16 protein-coding genes and 1 tRNA gene are annotated in these 21,292 nt (G+C 43.5%); 7 read left to right on the forward strand and 10 right to left on the reverse strand.

The features are described from left to right. Positions 1–61: 61 nt before the first annotated feature. From PN836_RS06225 to PN836_RS06235, 3 genes are all read right to left on the reverse strand, one after another. Positions 62–3,310, reverse strand: a complete 3,249-nt coding sequence (locus PN836_RS06225; RefSeq protein ID WP_395344385.1) for a TonB-dependent receptor — start codon at positions 3,308–3,310, stop codon at positions 62–64. A gap of 774 nt (positions 3,311–4,084) precedes the next feature. Continuing rightward, positions 4,085–5,626, reverse strand: a complete 1,542-nt coding sequence (locus tag PN836_RS06230; RefSeq protein ID WP_395344386.1) for a tryptophan 7-halogenase — start codon at positions 5,624–5,626, stop codon at positions 4,085–4,087. Between the two features lies 1 nt (position 5,627). After that, on the reverse strand, positions 5,628–7,124 hold the full coding sequence (locus tag PN836_RS06235) for a tryptophan halogenase family protein (protein WP_395345501.1): 1,497 nt from the start codon (positions 7,122–7,124) through the stop codon (positions 5,628–5,630). A 239-nt stretch (positions 7,125–7,363) separates the two neighbouring features. Between PN836_RS06235 and PN836_RS06240 the strand changes: the two genes are divergently transcribed. Then, positions 7,364–7,439: transfer RNA gene (locus tag PN836_RS06240), tRNA-Arg, on the forward strand. Between the two features lie 200 nt (positions 7,440–7,639). Here PN836_RS06240 and PN836_RS06245 read toward each other — a convergent pair. The 7 genes from PN836_RS06245 to PN836_RS06275 form a co-directional block, all read right to left on the reverse strand. After that, complete coding sequence (locus PN836_RS06245) at positions 7,640–7,834, reverse strand: hypothetical protein (protein WP_395344387.1); 195 nt, start codon at positions 7,832–7,834, stop codon at positions 7,640–7,642. Positions 7,835–8,016: 182 nt separating this feature from the next. Beyond that, positions 8,017–8,415, reverse strand: a complete 399-nt coding sequence (locus PN836_RS06250; RefSeq protein ID WP_395344388.1) for a hypothetical protein — start codon at positions 8,413–8,415, stop codon at positions 8,017–8,019. A gap of 225 nt (positions 8,416–8,640) precedes the next feature. After that, positions 8,641–10,848 carry a catalase/peroxidase HPI gene (gene katG / locus PN836_RS06255; protein WP_395344389.1) on the reverse strand — a complete coding sequence of 736 codons (2,208 nt, stop codon included), beginning with the start codon at positions 10,846–10,848 and terminating at the stop codon, positions 8,641–8,643. Between the two features lie 184 nt (positions 10,849–11,032). Then, positions 11,033–11,725, reverse strand: coding sequence for a hydrolase (locus PN836_RS06260; protein WP_395344390.1), 693 nt, complete (start codon positions 11,723–11,725; stop codon positions 11,033–11,035). A 778-nt stretch (positions 11,726–12,503) separates the two neighbouring features. Beyond that, positions 12,504–13,880 (reverse strand): serine hydrolase domain-containing protein, encoded by a 1,377-nt coding sequence (locus PN836_RS06265; protein WP_395344391.1) that lies wholly within the window; start codon positions 13,878–13,880, stop codon positions 12,504–12,506. Between the two features lie 36 nt (positions 13,881–13,916). After that, the gene (locus PN836_RS06270; protein ID WP_395344392.1) at positions 13,917–14,426 is read right to left on the reverse strand and encodes an AAA family ATPase; all 510 of its coding nucleotides are present in this window, start codon (positions 14,424–14,426) and stop codon (positions 13,917–13,919) included. A 47-nt stretch (positions 14,427–14,473) separates the two neighbouring features. Further along, positions 14,474–16,747 (reverse strand): PKD domain-containing protein, encoded by a 2,274-nt coding sequence (locus PN836_RS06275; protein ID WP_395344393.1) that lies wholly within the window; start codon positions 16,745–16,747, stop codon positions 14,474–14,476. 374 nt (positions 16,748–17,121) lie between these two features. On the opposite strand from PN836_RS06275, the gene PN836_RS06280 reads away from it, so the two are divergent. The 6 genes from PN836_RS06280 (at position 17,122) to PN836_RS06305 (ending at position 21,250) form a co-directional block, all read left to right on the forward strand. After that, complete coding sequence (locus PN836_RS06280; protein WP_395344394.1) at positions 17,122–18,042, forward strand: polysaccharide deacetylase family protein; 921 nt, start codon at positions 17,122–17,124, stop codon at positions 18,040–18,042. Positions 18,043–18,231: 189 nt separating this feature from the next. After that, positions 18,232–18,612, forward strand: coding sequence for an alpha/beta fold hydrolase (locus PN836_RS06285; RefSeq protein WP_395344395.1), 381 nt, complete (start codon positions 18,232–18,234; stop codon positions 18,610–18,612). 80 nt (positions 18,613–18,692) lie between these two features. Next, on the forward strand, positions 18,693–18,965 hold the full coding sequence (tnpA, locus tag PN836_RS06290) for an IS66 family insertion sequence element accessory protein TnpA (protein WP_395338416.1): 273 nt from the start codon (positions 18,693–18,695) through the stop codon (positions 18,963–18,965). Beyond that, the gene (gene tnpB, locus PN836_RS06295) at positions 18,965–19,300 is read left to right on the forward strand and encodes an IS66 family insertion sequence element accessory protein TnpB (protein ID WP_395338414.1); all 336 of its coding nucleotides are present in this window, start codon (positions 18,965–18,967) and stop codon (positions 19,298–19,300) included. The genes tnpA and tnpB overlap by 1 nt, the downstream gene beginning before the upstream one ends. 23 nt (positions 19,301–19,323) lie before the next feature. Further along, positions 19,324–20,907 (forward strand): IS66 family transposase, encoded by a 1,584-nt coding sequence (gene tnpC / locus PN836_RS06300; protein WP_395344396.1) that lies wholly within the window; start codon positions 19,324–19,326, stop codon positions 20,905–20,907. Positions 20,908–20,914: 7 nt separating this feature from the next. Then, positions 20,915–21,250 (forward strand): hypothetical protein, encoded by a 336-nt coding sequence (locus tag PN836_RS06305; RefSeq protein ID WP_395344397.1) that lies wholly within the window; start codon positions 20,915–20,917, stop codon positions 21,248–21,250. Positions 21,251–21,292: the final 42 nt, after the last annotated feature.

Below are 21,292 nucleotides of genomic sequence, written 5' to 3' on the forward strand. Positions count from 1 at the left end.
CTGCTGCAATTTGCAACAGGTCGTTATCAACATACAACCTTGTTTGTGTACCTATGTTTACTTAGAAGGTTCCTCGTACAATTAACGAGAAACGTCTGTCATTCTCAAACCATGAGCGATTCAAACGCTCATCACCTTGCAACATTGTAGTTCGGATGGTTTCGTTGGTTAAGTTCACCCCTTGAACACCTACCGAAATATTGTCGGTCACGTCATAGAAGATAGAGCCATCTAATTGACCTGTTGCTTCGTTAAAGATTGGCTTTCTGGTGATAACATCGCGTGCTGTTAACAAAAAGTCAGAACGCCAGTTATATGCTAAACGAGCATGAAGTGCATTCTTCTCGTAAAGCAATACCAAGTTAACCGTATCTTCTGATAGTTGCTCGAGCGGCAAACCATCACGAGCATCATCAAGGATACTTCCATCGCCATCTAGATTTGGATTAGGAATACCATCAGAACTTAAGTAGGTATAGTTAGCTTGCACACCAAGACCGTCAAATGGTGCCGGCAGCATTCCAAAGAATTGCTGATAAGCAAGCTCATAACCTTTCATTGAGCCTTCTTGACCGTTAGTTGGGCCACTGATTACCACTGGCTCTTCAGCACCCGTTGTTGGGTTTTGAATAACATCACCACGGTCACCAGATAAGAAGAAGTTCTTCAAGTCTTTGTAGAACAAAGACACAATGAAGTTCGCGCCTTCATCGAAATACCACTCAAATGATGCATCGTAGTTGATGGATTCCATGGGCTGAATGGCTGGATTACCACCATTAGCTCGGTAGAACTGAATTTGAGCGTCTGTGACATTCTGAACAGGCGAGCCATCCTCATCCAGTATGGGACTGCCATTTTCATCAAGCGCGACTTCGCGAGTAATGAATATCTCGTCTGCTCCAATTCTTAAGAAGCCACGTTTTTGACCCAAGTTTGGATATGCAATAGCTTCAGCAGCAGCAAGTCGCACGAACATATCATCCGCTAACTCAATTCGCATATTGAAACTAGGTAAGAGATTGGTGTAATTATCAGTGAAGGTAAGCGGCACTGCGCTACCTGTACCAAATGCTCTGTCTGCCTCTGGTAAGAACAAGAATGCGTAGTCATTCGGATCGTAGTCTGGGCCACCTTCCAAAATAGCACGCTCTTCTGTGTAGTCAGGATAGATGACGAAACCGTCGGTTTCAGTATCCACGTCAACATAGCGCACACCAAAGTTACCATCAACTAATACATCACCTACTTCAAACGCATAGTTTGCTTGTAAATAAAACGCGGTGTTTGTTTCAGAGATGGTGTTAATTTCTTCTCTCAAATAGTTACTGCCGTCAACCGTAGGGTTACCATCGTTGTCGACACGCTCATTTAGCAGCGTATAGCCGTCAGATCCTACTGCAGCAGCCATTTCCTTAAGAAGATTCGAGAATGCTGGATCACCATAGTTCTTCGCAATGTCTATGGTAGGCACCATAAACTGAGAACCTTGAACAATCGCACCGCCCTGCATATCACTAAAATCAGCAACTGTGACAAAATCTGCCAATGCTTGTGCTGTTGGAAGGTCGCGATTCAAAAACGCTGGACCACCGTCATGCCATGCAGCATGTAAATGTTTCCAGTGATAGGCAGACTCACGAGTTGTCTGATCGCGCTTAGAGTAACGAACGCCGGTTTTGATTGACTCAATAAAGCCACTCTCAAATACGCGTTTGGCATCAAACATAAATGCCGTTTCTTCGCCGTCATTATCTTGAGAGTGAGGCATACCTGCGCGCCACCAAGCGTTATTAGGGCTATCAACACCTAACTGACTTTCAAAACCTGGGTCAGTTGAGTACTGTGGATCATAGAAGCCGATATCGGCCACATCGTCGCCGTTCGCCTTGTAATACATAACCGCGTTTTGACCATAAAACAAAGTGTGGTCAATAACGCTTGCTTCCGCTTCAATGCGCTGAGCATCAAACTCTAAGAACCAAGTGTCATCGATTTCGTGTTTAACGTTAAGAGAAAAGTCTTCAACTAAGTTGGTGTCTCTTCTAAAACGTGTGGTTGACTCCACTAATGAACCATACCTAGGCCAGAAGTCTGGATTGTTTGAGTCACCCCAATTTTGGGTGTTTTGCAAACGGAAAAATGGGTCATCGCCAGGAACATTTGAACGATATGCTGGACCTGCTGCAGTAAGCAAGCCTTCGGTCATATATCCATTTTCATCATAAACGATGTCTGTGCCTTCAACTGGGATAAGCACGCCATTTTCGTTTCGTTGAATTTCAATTGAATTTTCAGTCCACTCTAGCGAAGAGTCAGAACGGATGTATTCAGCTGTCACCAAGGTATTTTCATCAGGTGAACGCCATTGGATTGAAGCCGAGCCCCCTTCACGGTCGCGATCGTCTTGCTTGCGTCTTGCACCAACACCGCGCAGCACACGTTGCGGTATTGGATTACCATCGGCACCAATAACATCGTTACCGTTAGCATCTTGAATATTACCTAACACCCACAGCGGGTTGCCGGCATTTTGTCCTTCGGCGGCATCAGGGTCGGAACGGTCATCCCAGTTAACGCCGGTTTGTATACCATCAGACTGGAATTTAACTTCCGCCTTGGTGTAGTTAACTAGGAAGCCCCACTCGCCGTTGTCTGTCTGCATTCTGTCGCTGAACAAGAATGAAAACTGCGGTGCGCCCTCTTCACGAAGGTCGCCATATACATATTCAGCGTTGAATGCGAAAACGCGATCAGGACTGTCAAACGCTTTACGAGTACGCAAGTCGATAGTACCTGAAATACCACCTTCGATAAGCTCAGCCATTTGGTTTTTATATACCAGCACGCTACCCACTAGCTCTGGTGGTACGTCTGCAAAGCTGAGTCCACGACCACTGTTAGCACTAAAGCTACTTCGGCCGTTAAACTCACTTCGGGTTTGACTCAAGCCACGAATAACAATACCAGTACCTTCTGTACTGAAGTGGTCAGGGTCGTTTCGAGCAGCAAAGCGCTCGATGGCAACGCCTGGAACACGTTGAAGCGCTTCTAATATACTGGTATCTGGAAGTGCAGATATGTCTGATGCGTCAATAGCGTCTAAAAAGGTGCCTGCTTCGCGCTTCATGTCGGATGCGCGCATGAGGTTGCCGCGTTGGCCGCGTACCTCAATGACTTCAGCCATTTCCTCTTCGGTTTGAGGTTCTTGTACTGGCTCTTCTTGAGCATATGCGCCCGTTGAAATGCCGGTTACCGCGAGTGCTATTAGACTTTTTTGAAATCGTCTTTTTTGCGAGTGTGTTTGCATAGTTGTGTGCCTAACCGTTGTGTGCCTAAACATTAATGGCTCCCGTTTTTCGAATTATGTCGTATCTCGCTGCGTCAACCGCTCTTACTAATAGAAGCCTACATATTTAAAAGCAGTCAACGACGTAAAGCTCTTGATACCATTTCGTTATTTTCAGTGTTCGAATCTATCGTTCACTTAAAGCCGAAAAATACAGCGTCATCGTCAAACTAAACGAAACGTTAATATTTGTAAACAAGATGTAAGTAGCATAATTTCGAACGTAACAAGCTGATGTAACAAATTAGGCTAGCTATGCAACTTTTTAGGCTTTTAATCGGCACATACAGTGAAAATTCATAATTCAAAGACTTTAAATAACAAAATTTCATATATCGAATAGTAATTTTTATAAAAACTAATTTTGAATTTTCTGTTTTCCTTTGTTTAAGTGCTGACAATTTGCAAAATAAGCCCTCCAAGCCATATAAAAACTGAATTTATAAAAATTCTGAATGTTTTTTCATCAAATCTGCATCACCAATGAAATCGAAAAATATATCGGTTTAATATCTATGTTTTCAGATGATCAGGCTCAATTACTGGCAATAGTGAAAAAATCCCTTTTGAAAAAAACATAAGCATGACTTTTTTCAAGCGATGCAAGCTTATGGGCGTGAGAGATGTTTATGAATTTGATGGTATTTTCGACTTATTGCTGGTGATAACCCGCTCGACAGTAACAAACCATTTACAACTAGACGACTTTATGGCGATGAGACTACTGGCACTACTTTAAACCTCAGGCGTTTTTGTAATTGAATTAATATAGCGCGCAATCGGCGGTAGCGATTGAATCGTGTCACCAACCATTGCTTTCAAATGCATAATGCTCGCATAGGTAGCGCTCACGTCATGCATATCAATCAGAGGCTGGTACGACTGTGGTAAGAAGCCAGAGCATAGCATGAGATTCGTCCACAAATGCTCAGGGATAGGATCGTTTTCGTAATGCAGCACATGCCCTCTTTGAGCAAACAAGCGCATTTGATGCGCAAGAGAACTCGACCTGCTTTCAACGGATTCGACGGGTTCCTTATTTTGATTGAATACTGACTGCAGGCAGCTTTGATAGTCTGCCACTGCACTTTTTTGGGCCAATGTCACTCGATTATATTCAACTCGATTGACGTCAAAGGCATCCGTGGCGGGCGCTAAATCTATAAAACGATTTACATCGCGCAAGCTTTGCTCCATGTCTGAAAATACAACTGAGGCACTGTTGCCAATCCCCTGCCCCAAAGCAATGCAGTTAGCTAACCAGTAATCAGATTGGCAAACTTTATCGAGCTTGGTTTCTTGAATTTGAAGCTGTGACTCAGTCATACCTAAGCGTTTCAGCAGTCCGGCTCTTGCCGCCTCGCTTGAGGTGTGAGCGCTGTCAAAATGAACTTGGTAACAAATGCCACGGGGCAGAACCTGTGAGGAGAAAATTCCATAATCGCTTACTGACAGTGTTTTGTAGGCATTAGGTGGAAAGGCTTGGCTCGACATAGCTAGCAAGCGCATATCCAAGTCTGCTTTGCTGGGCTTGCTTGCTACACCCAAGGACTGAACGGCCTCGCACAATTGTGAATGAGCGCTGAGTTCGTCACTGGCATCAATATATATATCGGCTTTGAGTAAAGTTGTGACCGTTTTCGCCTCGCCACTGGCGATATTCCGCGAGGCCTCGGCTAGCAAACCTACACCTTCGACCTCATTGTTTTTAATGTGAACATCAAGGCTGGGCACATTCAGAATTTGCACGCCAAGATGCTGTGCATATTTCACCATAAGGCTGGTGTAGCTTACGACATTAAATGAAATCGCATAGTCGAAACTAGATAATATGGACTGCGGATCGTCTACCGGATGCACAAACTTGTCAGAACGGGCCATACTCGCCGCCAAAGAATACGATTCAAAGTCATCTATACCCGCTTTCATCGCATAATGATGAAAGGCATGACCATCAAAATTTGCACCGATAGGCGAGTAAGGCATCATGGTGTCAACATCTCGCCCTAGGTAGTTTTTACCCAAAAGTCTTACCGCTGTCTGAAAACTTCCTCCACTTGGCAGCAACCAATGCTTTTCATCAAGCCCACTAAGTTGATGCAGCCTCAATGCATCAGGCGTATAGGACTCTGCCACCGACATCTCCATACGCTGATTATCAATAGGCGGTGCGACTAATATCACTTCAATTTGAAGTCGTTTTCGCAAAAACACGGCACTTAGCCAGGCCGCTGGTGTATTGCCCAGCACTACAATTCGTTTAATTGGATTGGCCATGTTAATTTCCGTACAAACTGGAAGAGGCGTATGAGCGATTTAATCTTGCGCCGTCATCACTTAAATATTGTTGCAGCGTTAGGTCATTAGCGTTCATAGATGCAACGCCCTCTTGTACGCGAGACAGATGCTCATGCATTAAGCTAGACACATGCTCTTGCGGCATATTGGCAATGGTCGGGTGAAAATGCTCTGGCGTTAAACCTTGCCCGGTTAACACTGCCAGCCAACTGGGGTCTAAAAATTCACCGCTGGCATATTTGATGATATGACCGCGAGACTGATACATGTCGAGCTTATGCTGCAGTGTGTCTGGGATGTCCATGTTGCGAAGGTATTCCCAAAAAGGCGAGTCACTGCGCTGAGTCACATGGTAGTGCGCAATCAAAAAATCGCGAATATGATAAAACTCGGCATCCATTACACGGTTAAACTCATCGGCTAAGTTCGTGTCACAGTTTTTGTCAGGAAAAAGCTGCATCAAATGGGTAATGGCATCTTGGATTAAATAGATACTGGTGGATTCCAAAGGCTCCAAAAATCCGCCGGATAAACCTATTGCAATGCAGTTCTTATTCCAAAACTTGTTACGTTTACCCGTAGTAAAACGAAGCTGAATTGGGTCACGCAGCGCTTTGCCGTCTATATTTGCAAGCAAAATATCGCGCGCTACATCGTCTGGCATAAACTTGCTGCTATAGACATGCCCATTGCCTGTGCGATGCTGCAAAGGGATCCGCCATTGCCAGCCTGCGCTGTGCGCAGTCGAGCGCGTGTATGGCAAAAGCGGCTCAACGCGCTCGCACGGCACTGCCTGAGCGCTGTCGCAAGGTAAGTAATGGGACCAGTCTTGATAGCCAGTTTTCAAGCTTTGCTCAATTAATAAGCCCCTAAATCCAGAGCAGTCAATGAACAAATCACCGCTAATACGCTCACCACTATGTAATACCAGCTCATTGATGAAGCCTGTCTCTGAGCATTGCACTACCTCTTGTACCTTCCCTTCCTTGCGCTTAATACCGCGCTTTTCAGAAAGACTGCGAAGAAACTTAGCGTATAGAGCGGCATCGACATGATAGGCATAAGAATACTTCGACAGAACAGAGTCTGGATTGGGGTCGGGAAATTGAAACTTTTGCTGTTTAGCAGCATTAACCGCCAGAGAATAATCACTGAGAGGTTTTGCGTCTCCCTTTTGAAAAGCCTTAAGCCACAAATGATGAAACTCAACGCCGTGCGACTTTTCACCATACTCGCCAAAGGCATGCATATACTTGCTGCCTAGTTGCCCCCAGTTCACAAACTCGATGCCAAGCTTAAAAGTAGACTCGGTAGCGCGCATAAATTCGCGCTCATCAATACCTAACTTTTGATTGAAAAACCGTAAATGAGGAAGCGTTGCCTCTCCTACCCCAACTGTTCCGATATCGTCCGACTCAATGAGGGTAACTGAGCACTTTTGTACATCAACAATTTTAGTAAGGGCCGCGGCAGTCATCCAACCGGCTGTTCCACCGCCAAGAATGACAATATTTTGAATTTGCTGAGCTTGCACTTGAAGACCTATCTTTGCTTTGCCTGCTAAGAGGAGCTGATTACAACTAATTAACAAGCGCACGGTATCGTAGATGGAAGGATATGTGAACCTTATGAGTAAATATTTAGAGAGAATGCGTTAAATTGGAACGTGGGTGGTTGTTTGTGTTTTGATTATGTCGCAAAATATAAGGCGTATATCGGCCCTTAGTTCAACCGGATAGAACGGCTGCCTCCTAAGCTGCAAATGTGAGTTCGAGTCTCGCAGGGCCGGCCAATTTTTGAGCGATTGTAACTACTCCTACCTTTAGCTAGTTTATCTAGCTAGGAAACGTCTAGTAAATCAGTTGCGATTCAAATATCAGACGAATAAGAATATAGTCAAAGCTCTTTAGAGTGTTTCGAAAGAGTTATAGACACATCATTTATTTATACTGACGTCAAGCTTGCAACTTGCGGGGTATGCGCATGCTGAAGTCACTCACCCTTATTATCTATGCATTCTTTGTGGAAGAAAAAATTTGACGGTACATTTGCCCTGGCATCTACTAACGCCCATGCCTCATCGTATGCCGCATAGTCAGTTCTTTTGGATATAATTGCCCCGTCAAATTCCGAAATCATTAACATGTTAATCTGCGAAATTAGCGCTTTATCTGGCATATTAAACATATCACCACAATTGCTTACTGTGGAGCGGATTTCGACCGAAACATGCAAATTGGTATTTCTAACTTCTTGTAGTGAAACTTCGGCTGTTAGCAAAGATTTGAGGTCATCGTTGAGGATCGTGCGATTGACGAACGATTACTTATTCTATGAAGCGAACAGACCTTGCGCCTATTATCTAATACTCAAATCATTTGACCAATTTCAAGTGATAGCCCTATGAGCGCCAATACCAAACCAACGCCACCTACTGAATTTCCTTTACCTATCATTACACCAAGTCGAATTAACGACTTGCTAATCGCTATCAACAAAAGCACTAATGTTATGAAAACTGAAAAGATGATGTTGGCAGTGAAACCCATTGATTGCTCCCACATTGAGAGCACTAAAACCGCTAAAACCCACAAGATAATATATCCGCCAATCCACCTTATTGGTTTAGCAATGACTTTGGGCTTCGTGTTATCGAATATGGCGCGGAGTTCTTGAGAGAGCGGTTTAAAGTAAAGTTCAAGCGTGATTAATAGTAAGCCAATAAACTCAATAACAATCGTTGTCCACTGCAAAATCGTGCTAGTCATAAATCATATTTTGTATCAAAGCGTGTTCGGTCTTAGCTTACCATTACATAGGGCACTTTGTTTGTTGTATCTCAGTTGAAGTTACATCAACAGACTTCTCAATCTCAATGGCCTTGTAATTTATTTATGTCGCCATCGACCAAATCATAAGACTAAAAAATCATATAATACAAAATCATCTTTATTTGTAATGATTGCCATCGGCTAAGCATCTTTAAAGTTTAACTAAACATCAAACCTATCCGCATTCATTACCTTATTCCATGCAACTACAAAATCTTCTAAAAACTTGTTTTTAGAATCGTTTTGCGCATAAACCTCTGCAATGGCTCTTAATTGTGAATTCGCACCAAATACTAAATCAGCTCTTGATGCCTGATAGCGTTTTTCATGTCCATGCTTTGTACCTATAAAATAATGCGCATCATTATTATTTGCGGGAGTCCATTCAATATTCATGTCGAGCAAGTGAATAAAATAGTCATTGTTCAAAGCGCTCTCGGATGCGTTAAATGCACCAAGTGAGGATGAATTGTAGTTTATGCCCATCGCTCTCATACCCCCCACAAGCACTGTCATCTCTGGCGCAGTAAGGCCTAGTAATTGCGCTTTATCGATTAGTAGCTCTTCGGTACTGACCGCATATTGTCTCTTTTGGTAATTTCTAAAACCATCCGCAATGGGTTCTAGCACAGAAAACGAATCCGCATCGGTTAAGTCGTCGCTCGTATCTACTCGTCCTGGCACAAATGGCACCTGAATAATGGCTCCCGATTTCTTCGCAGCTTGTTCAATGCCAACCGCGCCTGCCAATACAATAAGATCAGCCATTGAAACTTGTTTTTCGTCACCGCTAGCGTCATTGAATGAGGATTGAATGTCTTCTAGCACGGCCAGCACCATCGCTAATTGTTCGGGCTGGTTAACTTCCCAATCCTTTTGAGGCGATAATCGAATACGAGCGCCATTCGCCCCTCCCCTATTATCTGAGCCTCTAAAAGTGCTTGCTGACGCCCAAGCGGTGTAGACCATTTCATAGATAGAGAGGCCTGAATCAGCTAAATGTTCTTTTAATTGAGCAATGTCAGTATCGTTAATTAGCTCGTAGCTTCTCTCAGGTAATGGATCTTGCCAAATTAAATCTTCGATTGGCACATCGTCTCCAAGATAACGCGATTTCGGCCCCATATCACGGTGGGTTAGCTTAAACCATGCTCGTGCAAAAGCATCGGCAAATTCGTCTGGGTTTTTATGGAAATGCTCTGATATTTTTCGATATTTGGGGTCAACTTTCATGGCAATATCCGCTGTCGTCATCATAATATCGACTTTGATGTCAGCGGTTTCTGCATCAGGCGCGTGATGTTCAAGCGCCAAGCCAACCGCTTTCCATTGATGTGCACCTGCAGGACTTTTGCTTAGCTCCCAATCGTAACCTAGCAACATATTAAAGTAGCTCATATCCCATGATGTTGGTGTGGGTGTCCATGCGCCTTCGATACCACTGGTAATGGTATCGCGGCCAACACCGCTGTTGAAGCGGCTCTTCCAACCCAATCCCATTTGTTCAATCGGCGCAGCCTCAGGCTCTGGACCATGATTAGAATCAGGTGCTGCACCATGCGCCTTGCCAAAGGTATGACCGCCTGCTGTTAGTGCAACTGTTTCGTAGTCATTCATTGCCATTCGAGCAAAAGTTTCACGAATATCATGAGCTGAAGCAGCGGGGTCTGGATTGCCATCTGGACCCTCAGGATTCACGTATATTAGGCCCATTTGAACGGCAGCAAGTGGTTGCTCTAGGTCTCGCTCACCTGAATATCTGTGATTAGCTAGCCATGATTTTTCAGTCCCCCAATAGATATCTTCTTCAGGCTCCCAAATATCTTCTCGACCGCCGCCAAAACCAAATGTCTTTAAACCCATCGAATCCAACGCTACGTTGCCGGCTAACACGAACAGGTCAGCCCAAGATAATTTACTCCCATATTTTTGTTTTACAGGCCAAAGCAAACGTCGTGCTTTATCCAGATTACCGTTGTCGGGCCAACTATTGAGAGGCGCAAAGCGCTGATTGCCGGTGCCTGATCCCCCTCTTCCATCGCCCTCACGATAGGTACCCGCGGCATGCCATGCCATTCTGATCATGAACGGGCCGTAGTGCCCATAGTCTGCTGGCCACCAGGTCTTTGAATCTGTTAGTAAAGCTGCTATATCACACTTTACCTGCGGCAAGTCTATGTTCGAAAAAGCGCGTTTATAGTCAAATTCGCTGCCTAGAGGATTTGCCTTAGTATCATTTTGATGCAGTATCTTCAGATTTAATTGATTCGGCCACCAGTCGATGTTTTTAGTGCTATTTCCACCAACTTGTGTGTTCCCACCATGCATAAATGGGCATTGTCCATCATTTTTAAGATTGCTATCTAACATGAGTCCTGCTCCTTTATATATTGAATGAACCTATCATGCTCTGATGAATATGGGTGGAGGATAGGTTGAGAACGCGAATTGCGTCGTGCTTGAAATATCATTTGTTTAGCAATCAGCTCTTTCATGCATTGCACTTGCACAAAAGAGCTGAATGAGCCGATTTTGCTCCAACTAAGCTAGATACTTAAATACCTACCGCTGGAATCGGAGGCTTGCCCGTTAGTCCCAATCCTTGGCTAACATCCTTTGCATTTGCCGCTGATCCCAAGAAATTATTCATCGCGGCATAATATTGTCCAACGTGGTCGCTGAGAAGTATGCCAATATGAGTTCCGTTTTCTTGCGTGTTGGAAGCAAGTTCCGCAAGCACCGCGACCCAAGTCGTAACAATAGCTCCCGCTGCCGCGAGACGCTGAGTAGTAACTTGTGTGACGAGTGGATTAAAGTCTGCACAGGCATCGATTACAACATATACCTCATAGCCCTCTCGCAACGCTGATATTGCCGGAAAGGCTGCGCAGACCTCCGTTGCAAGTCCAGAGATGACCAACTTCTTTTTGCCTGTTTTCTCGACTGCTTTTCGTGATACTTCATCATTCCAGAAATTAACAAAGGGTCTATCGATAACGTCTACATCTGGAAATAAGGCAGTTAATTCAGGCATTGTTGGCCCATTTGGTCCTTGCGGCCAGCTCGTGCCCATGATAACTGGGATATTAAATGCCTTCGCTGTCTTGGCATGACCTAAAATGTTATTCTTTAACTGCATTGGGTCAATCGACGATAAAAATTGCAATAGTCCGACTTGATGATCGATCATCAAAAAGGCACAGTTGTCGGGAGTAAGTTCTGATTTTGGTAAGGCTGTGTTTGTCATATCAATTATCCTTTCATTTAAACTTTGAAAATGTTGCTTTCATTAAAAGAATAGATTTAACAGAACGAGTAAGATTCTAAATTCTTGCGGATAATGGCGTATTTGCAGGGGTGAGAAGCATCGTTTAGCTCCCCATATACTGAAAGTGGATGTTCGTTTACACACATTATCTTCGAGCGATTGAGAATACGTGGATGAGCTGCAATGCGAAACGAAAAGAAACGTCGCTGACACAATAGACAATAAAACTACATGCACATTAAACGGCGAGTAGGCTATACATCCGTTAGCCTACGCACTTACAGAAACCTCAACAAGACTAAAACAAATAGTTAAAGGGCACTTTGTTTGTTGTATCTCAGTTGAAGTTACATCAACAGACTTCTCAATCTCAATGGTTTAGTAATAAATTTGTGTCACCTCAGGCAGATAAAGAACTGACGGCACAAGCTGTAAACTGGGCCTGAGAGATGCTTGGAAAACCTAGGCTTGTTGTATTTCACAGTAAGCCGGCATCCAAATACAGCGCACGCAAAAATAGGCAAGCCCTCTGACAGTATCAAACTCGCCATGAGGCGCAGCAACAAATGTTGGATTGCATCACTGTTTTTTACAACCCGATAAGGCTACATTCTTACTAGGACTGTAAAAGCTCAAGTCAATATGAATTAGTCTCAAGAATGAGAGAAAAGTAGCTTCACTGGATTGGTCGATTTTGCTTGACAACGACAGTTTACGGTGTGAGAACGATAAGCAAGCCTTGGCAGATTAGCATACTTTAAGGTGCTTCAAATCTGATATCTAAAGGAACGCCATTTTCATCAAACGTATAATGAAAAACAAATCCATAGGTTTTGGAGTAAGCTTTCGAGGACGACAAAAAGGTAAGTTCATATGGTACAAGAGAATCAGAAAAAAAGGCCTCCAGTGAGTTCTGACGTTGTACGATATTGATAATTTTTCCGTCTATATCTATCCTCCCAGTGTAAGCTGCCAATTTGTCCTTTGAAATCGTTATAGATTGGGTAAACTCAGGTAGCGATACTTTTTGTCCCATTAACTTCTGTAGCAAAAGATTCTCTAATTGCCATAACCATCGCCCTCCAGAAGAGGTCAAAATAATAAGACCAAAATCTTGCTCTGGATAATAGGAATATGCGCTTGCGAATCCATCTAAGTCACCTCCATGCATTATTCGACCAGAATCTGATTTGAAAGCTCCAAATCCATACTCCCATTTTTTCGAAAATGAACGCGTAAACTCAGTCGACCATAAATGATTTGAATCTGCTTGTTTAATTTCTTGTCTTGCTGCATTCATTTGCAGAATCATCAGTTTGCTAAGGTCGTTGACATTCGAAAATACTCCGCCAGAGGGCTTCAAAAAACCCATTTCGAAAGGGCGTGTTTTGTATTTTCGATTTTCCTTTCGATACGGGATAGCAGCTTGCTTTTGTTGTATATCGGTGAGTTCAGTAGTGCTATTTTTCATCTCAAAAGGCTTAAAGATATATTGATTCAACAACGATTCAAATTCTTTGCCAGAAAGCCTTTGCATAATGTAGCCCAGCACCGAGTACCCTAAGTTGGAGTACTCAGCTTTTAAACCGGGCTTATACATCAGCTCTAGTATCTCTAAGTCATTCAATAAGTCTTGCTCATCGTAACAACATAACATTGGCTCATTGCCGAAACGATGGGCAATAATCGAATCTCTGGGTAATCCCGATTGGTGAAAAACGATGTCTCCTACAGTAATAGGCCTAAGCTTCGCTCGAGCTGACGGCGATAGGGAATGAGGAAGGTATGTTGAGATACTGTCGGTGAGCTTTAAACGGCCTTCAGCAATAAAGACCTTTGCCAAAATCCCAGTAAATGTTTTTGTCAAAGACCCAATTTGGAAATTGGTGTTTCCATTGACTTCAGAGGATGAGTCTCTCGACAGGTAACCTCTACTAACAAGCAGTTGTAACTCGCTATTTTTGACGATCCCGACTGATATTGCGGGAATGTCGTTATCCTCTATTATTATAGAAATTGCTTTTTCAATCCATTGCTCCTCAGATAAATCACCTTCCGTATGGCTATTGCATGTAAAGGCAACGATAGTTTGAATGAACACCGCAAACCATTTCGTTAGTAAAGAGACTTTCATTGGTTGACGCTCCCAACACTTTCGGTAATTCAACAGCTATATTTTCTGACCATATTCATTGAAACGAACCGCCGCCTGCAGAGTATTCAGCTCTTGTGCACTTGGCACCTCAAAATGCAAATCAGCCTGTTCAAAAGCGTGAGTATCAACGAAAAATTCATTCTTCGTTAATGAAAGATTCCGTTGAATAACTCGTTGCTTTCTATCCTCGGCGGAGCAATAAATATAATAAAACTGATACGGTATATTCAATTCAATTAGTGACTGGTGCACAACTGCCCGTTGTCTTGTAAGCGCTAATCCTAAATCTAATATGACAGAAGTACCTGAGTTAAACGCACTAATTGCTAGCTCAAGCGCGCAAGTGTTTATTCTGTCGATACGTTCAACAATCCACGACATATCTACCTCCTGATAAAAGTCATGAATATAAAGATGTTTAAACATCATGTCGCCTGATACGTTAATGGCTTTATACTTTGCGCAAAGAGAGCTGGCCAGTGTTGTTTTACCTGCACCAACCGGCCCAAAAATTATATGTATCATCTTGCGTCCCTTCTGATAAAGATCCTGTGTCGTTTGTTCTAGTTCTTTTATTCGAAACTGTGCGCTTGACCATACACTTCTAGTTCGCGCAACCTACAGTTTTCAATTCTTGGATCTTTGCAAACAAATCTGAGCTTCGAACCATAGACATTTGGGCTGAACACAAGATTTACTTCCGTCTGAAATGAACCTCCATTCGAAAAACTTGCCCCATCGATTTTGCGCCAGTTTCCATCAACAAACGATTCGATATGAAAATTCTTTATGGCGTTGCGTCCATTGAAGCCAGAAAAAACCTTAGCACTGACAAGACTGTGTCGGTCCAACAAGTCGATTTCAATGTAGCGATCTCCACTTACTCTTCCCGGCGCCCACAACGGATCTCGTGGACCAATCCGACCATCAATCGCGTGCTCTGCTCTAAAGACCCCAATATTGCGCAAATTCTGCTCGGAAGTGGCGGATATTGGCTTACCAATAACAATATTTGTAATTTGACCATTGGATGCAGGTAGTACAATGATTGAGAGAGTTGCCTGACTCACTAAATTCTCACTGTCGGTTGCTGAAACTTGAAGAGCGTAGGTACCCACGACTAAATTTGATATTGAAATAAGTTGCGAGTCGAGGGTATCAACGAGCGCGACTGACGGCCCAGATAATTGAACCCAGTTAATTGAAGTTTCATAGTCTTCATCTTGGACAAGCAGATTAAAACTAACTTCCGTATCAGGACTAGATATCACTAGTTCGCTGGGCATTGTGATCACAGGCGGAGTATTAATTGCTGGCGCAAAAACGGTTACCGATACCACATCAGAATCAGTGCGTTCGTATTGATCGGTGAGACTAACGCGAAAACTATATTCACCTTCGATTGCTCCTATAATGTCCGGGTTTAATGAATCACTATTTTGTATCGTGATAGTATTAGGGCTAGTGAGCAATTCCCATTGAATCGAATACGTCAACGAACTGTTGCCAATGACACTCGCGTTTAATTCAAAATGGCCATCGTCTAAGTTAACTTTGAAATCGTCTCCTGCATCCACTTTAAGGCTATCATTATCTGAATTCCGAGGATGCTGGGTCTCTAGAAACCATTGTTGAAGATCATGATTGGCGTAGGCTGTATTCCAAGTTGACCCATTATGACGACCACCCGGTATCACTTCGAATACAAATCGTTCTAGCGATTGTGAGCTGCATTTTTGAGATATTTGGTTAATGAGTTGATACCAAGAAGCAGGCCCATGAGATGGGTCGAGCTCTCCAGCGTATGCTCTTACATTTGTATTAGTATATTGGCAAATACTACCTGGAAGGTGAGTTTCATTCACCGCTGTTATCGCGATTGGAGCCATTCCAGCATATACATCAGGTTGGCTAACACTTGCTTTAATAGCGGTCTGAGCGCCTGCGCTGAGACCGGTTAGAAACACCCTTTCGGGATCCACCTTAAGCTCACTCATTAGTTGACCAACCAATTGATTAATTGTGTTGACTTGGAACCAGCAGCTTCCCCTTCGATTTTGGTAAATCGATTTACAATTTGGTGATACCACAATTGCCTCATATTGGCCGTCCATGTTAAGCAATTGCCGATGAAATCCCTCAAGCTGAAACGGTCCATTAAGTGGAAGAACCTGAGTGTGGTTTTGGTTTAAGGTATTTCCCCCTCTCCCATGCATTGACACAATCAAAGGGTATGATCTGCTAGGATCTTCGCTATAGTCCATTGGAAGGTATCGTGCATAGTCGTAATAAGGTGTTCTAACAACGACATTTGCACCTTCAAAACAATCATTCGAAGTTGTTACAGGGGCATCGCTCTCATATCCAATGATTTGAACTTCTCTGGTGACAGGTTTTGCAGCGTCAAGCACTCTATACCTTAGTCGGTTCGCAACAATCTGTGTGGAAATATCAATACTTAGCGTTTGCGGACTTTTGTCATCTAAAATGAGATGTGCATTCTCAATATCTACCCAGCATGCACCATTGTGGTACTGCAGAAAAATTTCATCAGGAACGTACTTATTTTCGCTATCTGTCAAAAGACCAACGGAAAATTGAACGCTGGTTAAGGTATAACTACCTTGTAAGTCTATTTCTGCATCGGCAGGCCGATTAAAGCTTCTTGGAACCCACCTACCACGGTTAGATAAGTCACCATCAGTAATGTTTAGCAAAACTCCTTGAGAATCTCTCGCAGGCTTATTCAAGGCGATATTTTCACTCGCCACTGAAGCGATAGCAGGTGTAGTTAAGACTAAAAAAAGTACAACATGAACCAGATTTATAAACGGTTTATTCATCATTGATATGGCTCTCTTGATTTAGTTATAGCGCTAGACCGAAATCTCACTTAGGCGCACTATAATTTGAAACGGCCAATCAGTTTACGTGCGAAAGCACATAATTTATGTAAAAGAGTGTGTAAAATTTGTAATCGCTCTAATTTTGGGGCCCTGTTTGCAATTAAAGCACTACTTGCTAGGGCTACGATACTTCCGATCATTAGAGGATTGCCTTACAAACGCTTACAATTAACGAACAATTAGTCCGTACTTTTAACAAGTAGAGCGCATTATCATTTTATTGGAGGTCTTGTGTTCATATGCATCAGATACCCACAAAAAATTTTTAGCTAACTTGATAAATAAAATGCATTGCAACATGAAGGAATGTAAAAATGAGACTGTGGATAACCGCTATACTATGCGTGCTACTTATAAGCGAAATAGGCGAACTGAGAGCTAAGCAAATAGCGTTAACATTTGACGATTCGCCTCGACAAGCAAACGGAGTATTGTCTGGCTCAGAGCGCGCGAGTATGCTGGTCGCTGCCCTTGAACGAAACAACGTCGAGCAAGTTGCTTTCTTTTCTGTTAGCCAGCGCTTGGATGCAGAAGGGCAAAACCGGCTAAAGACATACAGCGATGCTGGGCATATTATTGCAAATCATACTCACTCACATCCAGATATAAATAAAACATCTGAAGACGCTTTTATTGCGGAGATTAAGCTGGCTTCAAAGCTACTGGGACAATACCCTACCTATAAAAATTGGTTTCGATTTCCTTATCTTCGCGAAGGCGGCGAATTGGAAAAGCGTAACGGTGTAAGGCAGTTTTTAAAAACAAACAAAATGCTTAACGCTTATATAACCATAAACAACTATGATTGGTATATTGAAAACCAGTTCCAGAATGCTGCTGAACAGGGCATAGTCTTGAACGATAATGCAATGAAAAATTATTACGTTGATATCATTATGGAGGCTGTGGAATATTACGATCAATTAGCAATAAAGCATCTCGGTAGGTCTCCAAAACATGTTTTACTCCTGCATGAGACTGACATCTCCGCGCTCTATATCGACGACCTAATTCAACGACTGCGTCAAAATAATTGGAAGATTATAACAATTGAAGATGCCTATGAAGATGACATATCAGAGTTTGAGATCTCGTCCCCACTTAAGTTTAACCCCGGTAGAATTGGAGAGATTGCATTATCGGAGGGACAAACAAAAAATCTTTGGCACTCCTCTCTGGAAGAGAGTTATCTAAACAATGAATTTAAACGGCGAGTTCTATCTGTGAGCGAGTAACGCGTGACGAGCATTTTGCCCGTTCCGCCAAATTCGGCCGGATTGAAACCAAATGAGTAATTGTTTTTACCGAATTACGCAATATTTCAATCGCTCTTTCAACTCCATCCCGCCCCCAAACATTTCCAAACGTTTTGGATAAGGACTCAAAGTGCGAGATAGAGCCCAAGCAAACAGAGGCCGTAAGTCATGAACAACCGTATCAGTACGCTTGTTGAAGATGGCTTAAATCTCGTTTGTTACGCTTTCGGAAATCCGAACGACAACACCATTTTTATGTGTCCTGGCCTTGGTGCAACCCAGCAGGGTTTTGCTGAAGATGCGACTTGCTTTGCAAGCAAAGGGTTCTATGTCGTTACCATGGACTTGCGTGGACAAGGAGAATCCGATAGGCCCGTAAAAATAGCTAATCAAGCATTTACACTCCAAGTGTTAGCTTCCGATATTGAACTAGTCCTACACAATCTTAACCAAACTGAAGTGCACTTTGTGAGCAACTCGCTTGGCGGGGTGATCGGACTTCAGTTGCTAAGAAGGAAACATGCCAAGTTTATTGTCTTTCTAATGTAAGCGATCAAAATAGACCGTTCTTCACCCACTCGTAAGCATAATTTAAGATCGCGTCATTGATAAATACAGGAGACCTATCAATGACCAGACGAACAAGTGAAGAATGGCAACGCCTCATCGACGAGCAAGCCGTTAGCGAGATGACAATCCAGCAGTTTTGTCAGTCGCGCAACATCAATCAATCTACGTTTTACCTGCAACGCAAAAAGCGCAGTGACAGTCACTTAGCGCAAGCGCCATCTCAGTGGTTGCCGATTGATACGAAGTCAATGGCCTTGCCAGACACGCGCCAATGGCAAATTGAGCTAACGCTACCAAACGGTGTCGTGCTGAATATGAGTACTGATGGCTGATGTTGTCCTCTACCAATGCACGCATTTGGTTGTATTTGGGCATTGCCGATATGCGCAAACAGTTTGACGGCTTGGCGGCCTTGGTGAAACACCAGATGCAACTGCCTGCGCATGCAGGCGATTGGTTTGTGTTTGTGAATCGTAAACGCACGATGATGAAGGTGCTGTATTATCATCAAGGTGGGTACTGTTTGTGGTCAAAACGACTGGAGCGCGGCACCTTTGCCAAGGTGGCGGGTAACGATGGCAAACTATCGCTCAATGCCGCGCAACTGCAGTGTTTAATAGATGGTATTTATTGGCAAAAAGGCAAACAAAACAAGCGACTTAAGTAGCTGAATTTGCTATACTTCGCGGCATGAAAAGCGCCTCAACCAGTATACAAAACAGCACGCATATTCCTATCGAAGAATATGAAAAAGTGCGTGCGCAAATGGCAGCATTACAGCAACAAGTTGACTGGTTTAAACGCCAATTGTTTGGGCGCAAATCAGAAAAACACATCATCGATAATCCTGACCAAGCCAACTTGTTTGGTCAAGCTCAGGATGAAGGTTTACCGTCTGCGCCTAAAAAAGCCGTCAAAGGCTATGCGCGTTCAGTCAAGCAAAAAGATGAAAATAACGTCAATGACACTGGTCTTCGCTTTACTGATGATGTACCGACAAAAGTGATTGATGTACCATGTCCGGAGCTTGAAGGTGAAGATGCAGATAACTATGAGGTCATTGGCGTAAAAGAAAGCCATCGCTTGGCACAATTGCCAGGTAGCTATCAAATTCTCATTTACCGCAAAAATGTACTCAAGCACAAAGACAGTGGGGATATCCAATCGCCTAAAACACCGATTAACATACTAGAAGGCACGTATGCGGATGTATCATTGCTTGCTGGCCTAATGGTCGATAAAGCCGTGTATCATTTACCCCTTCATCGTCAGCATCTGCGGATGTTGCAATCGGGGGTCACGCTATCACGCGCTACCCTAATTAATTATGTTAGCCAAGGGATTGATTTACTGACCCCCATTGCCAAAGCGGTGCTGAGTAATATCCTCACCGGGGGGAACATCAGTATGGATGAAACGCCGATGAAGGCGGGTCGACAATCCTCGACTCGCCGCAGCCGCACATCAAGCCAACCATCAAAAACAATGAAGCAAACGTACTTCTGGCCGATGTATGGTGAGCAAGATGAAGTGGCCTTTACCTGGTCGTCTTCTCGCGGTAAACAACATGCAATGGAGCAACTAGCAGGCTTTAACGGCACCTTGTTAAGCGATGGTTATGCGGTATATAGCCAAGTCATTGATACGCTTAATCATCAAGGTCAAACAATTACCCATGCAGCGTGCTGGGCGCACACGCGCCGCTACTTCGAAAAAGCATTGGATTATCACCCTAAAGAGGCGCAATACGCCTTGGCTGAAATACAAAAGCTATACAAGATTGAAGCGCACATACGAAAACAGGCACTTAATGCCGAGGATACCGTGCAATATCGCCTTAAACACAGTGAGCCTATCATTACTGCATTATTCAAATGGATATACGAGCAGCGCCAGAGACCTGAATTACTGCCTAAAGACCCGTTAACCAAAGCACTTGCTTATGCCTATGAGCGCCATCATGAGTTAAAAACTTACCTCACTCATGCGCAAGTCAGCATCGATACGAACTACTTGGAGAGAGCCCTGCGCGTTATCCCTATGGGAAGAAAGAATCACTTGTTCTGTTGGAGTGAACTAGGCGCAAAACAGCTTGGCGTCTTGCATACACTCACCGTGACGTGCAAATTACACAACATCAATCCGTATCACTACTTGGTGGATGTACTGCAGCGCGTCTCACAACATCCGGCAAAAGACGTTATCGATTTAACCCCTCGACGCTGGAAAGTCCTGTTCGCAGACAAACGCCTGCGCTCAGATATAGAAAAGTAAGCACACCATGACAAATAAAGACATCAAAACCACGATAGACATCAGCCATTTATCCATTGACCAACTATATATACTCAATCAATTTGTATGTAAGCGCATCGATGAGCTACAAAAGCAGCTAGACGAAGCCGCGATTGCCATCTTACGACCTGGTATGAAAGTGCAATTTACTCATGACGGCACGACGGTCACCGGCACGTTACTTAAGAAAAACCGAAAAACGGTGTTGATTGCCAACGACAACGCAAAAACACATCACAAAGTACCGGCAGGCATAGTCAGGCATATTAGCGCTGCACCACTAGACCTAAATCAAACGGTTGTAAAGAACGGTCTAAAATGATCGCTTACTTTCTAATACTCCCTGAATCATTGCATATTCTAG

The organism is Ningiella algicola (assembly GCF_028401415.2).
GTDB lineage: Bacteria > Pseudomonadota > Gammaproteobacteria > Enterobacterales > Alteromonadaceae > Glaciecola.

Excerpts from the sequence above, each read along its gene's own strand:
- PN836_RS06230 (WP_395344386.1), bottom strand. The coding sequence starts at position 5,626 with ATGGCCAATCCAATTAAACGAATTGTAGTGCTGGGCAATACACCAGCG.
- PN836_RS06270 (WP_395344392.1), bottom strand. The coding sequence starts at position 14,426 with ATGATACATATAATTTTTGGGCCGGTTGGTGCAGGTAAAACAACACTG.
- PN836_RS06265 (WP_395344391.1), bottom strand. The coding sequence starts at position 13,880 with ATGAAAGTCTCTTTACTAACGAAATGGTTTGCGGTGTTCATTCAAACT.
- tnpA (WP_395338416.1), top strand. The coding sequence starts at position 18,693 with ATGACCAGACGAACAAGTGAAGAATGGCAACGCCTCATCGACGAGCAA.
- PN836_RS06245 (WP_395344387.1), bottom strand. The coding sequence starts at position 7,834 with ATGTTTAATATGCCAGATAAAGCGCTAATTTCGCAGATTAACATGTTA.
- PN836_RS06305 (WP_395344397.1), top strand. The coding sequence starts at position 20,915 with ATGACAAATAAAGACATCAAAACCACGATAGACATCAGCCATTTATCC.
- PN836_RS06285 (WP_395344395.1), top strand. The coding sequence starts at position 18,232 with ATGAACAACCGTATCAGTACGCTTGTTGAAGATGGCTTAAATCTCGTT.
- tnpB (WP_395338414.1), top strand. The coding sequence starts at position 18,965 with ATGTTGTCCTCTACCAATGCACGCATTTGGTTGTATTTGGGCATTGCC.
- katG (WP_395344389.1), bottom strand. The coding sequence starts at position 10,848 with ATGTTAGATAGCAATCTTAAAAATGATGGACAATGCCCATTTATGCAT.
- PN836_RS06260 (WP_395344390.1), bottom strand. The coding sequence starts at position 11,725 with ATGACAAACACAGCCTTACCAAAATCAGAACTTACTCCCGACAACTGT.
- PN836_RS06250 (WP_395344388.1), bottom strand. The coding sequence starts at position 8,415 with ATGACTAGCACGATTTTGCAGTGGACAACGATTGTTATTGAGTTTATT.
- PN836_RS06225 (WP_395344385.1), bottom strand. The coding sequence starts at position 3,310 with ATGCAAACACACTCGCAAAAAAGACGATTTCAAAAAAGTCTAATAGCA.
- PN836_RS06280 (WP_395344394.1), top strand. The coding sequence starts at position 17,122 with ATGAGACTGTGGATAACCGCTATACTATGCGTGCTACTTATAAGCGAA.
- tnpC (WP_395344396.1), top strand. The coding sequence starts at position 19,324 with ATGAAAAGCGCCTCAACCAGTATACAAAACAGCACGCATATTCCTATC.
- PN836_RS06235 (WP_395345501.1), bottom strand. The coding sequence starts at position 7,124 with ATGACTGCCGCGGCCCTTACTAAAATTGTTGATGTACAAAAGTGCTCA.
- PN836_RS06275 (WP_395344393.1), bottom strand. The coding sequence starts at position 16,747 with ATGATGAATAAACCGTTTATAAATCTGGTTCATGTTGTACTTTTTTTA.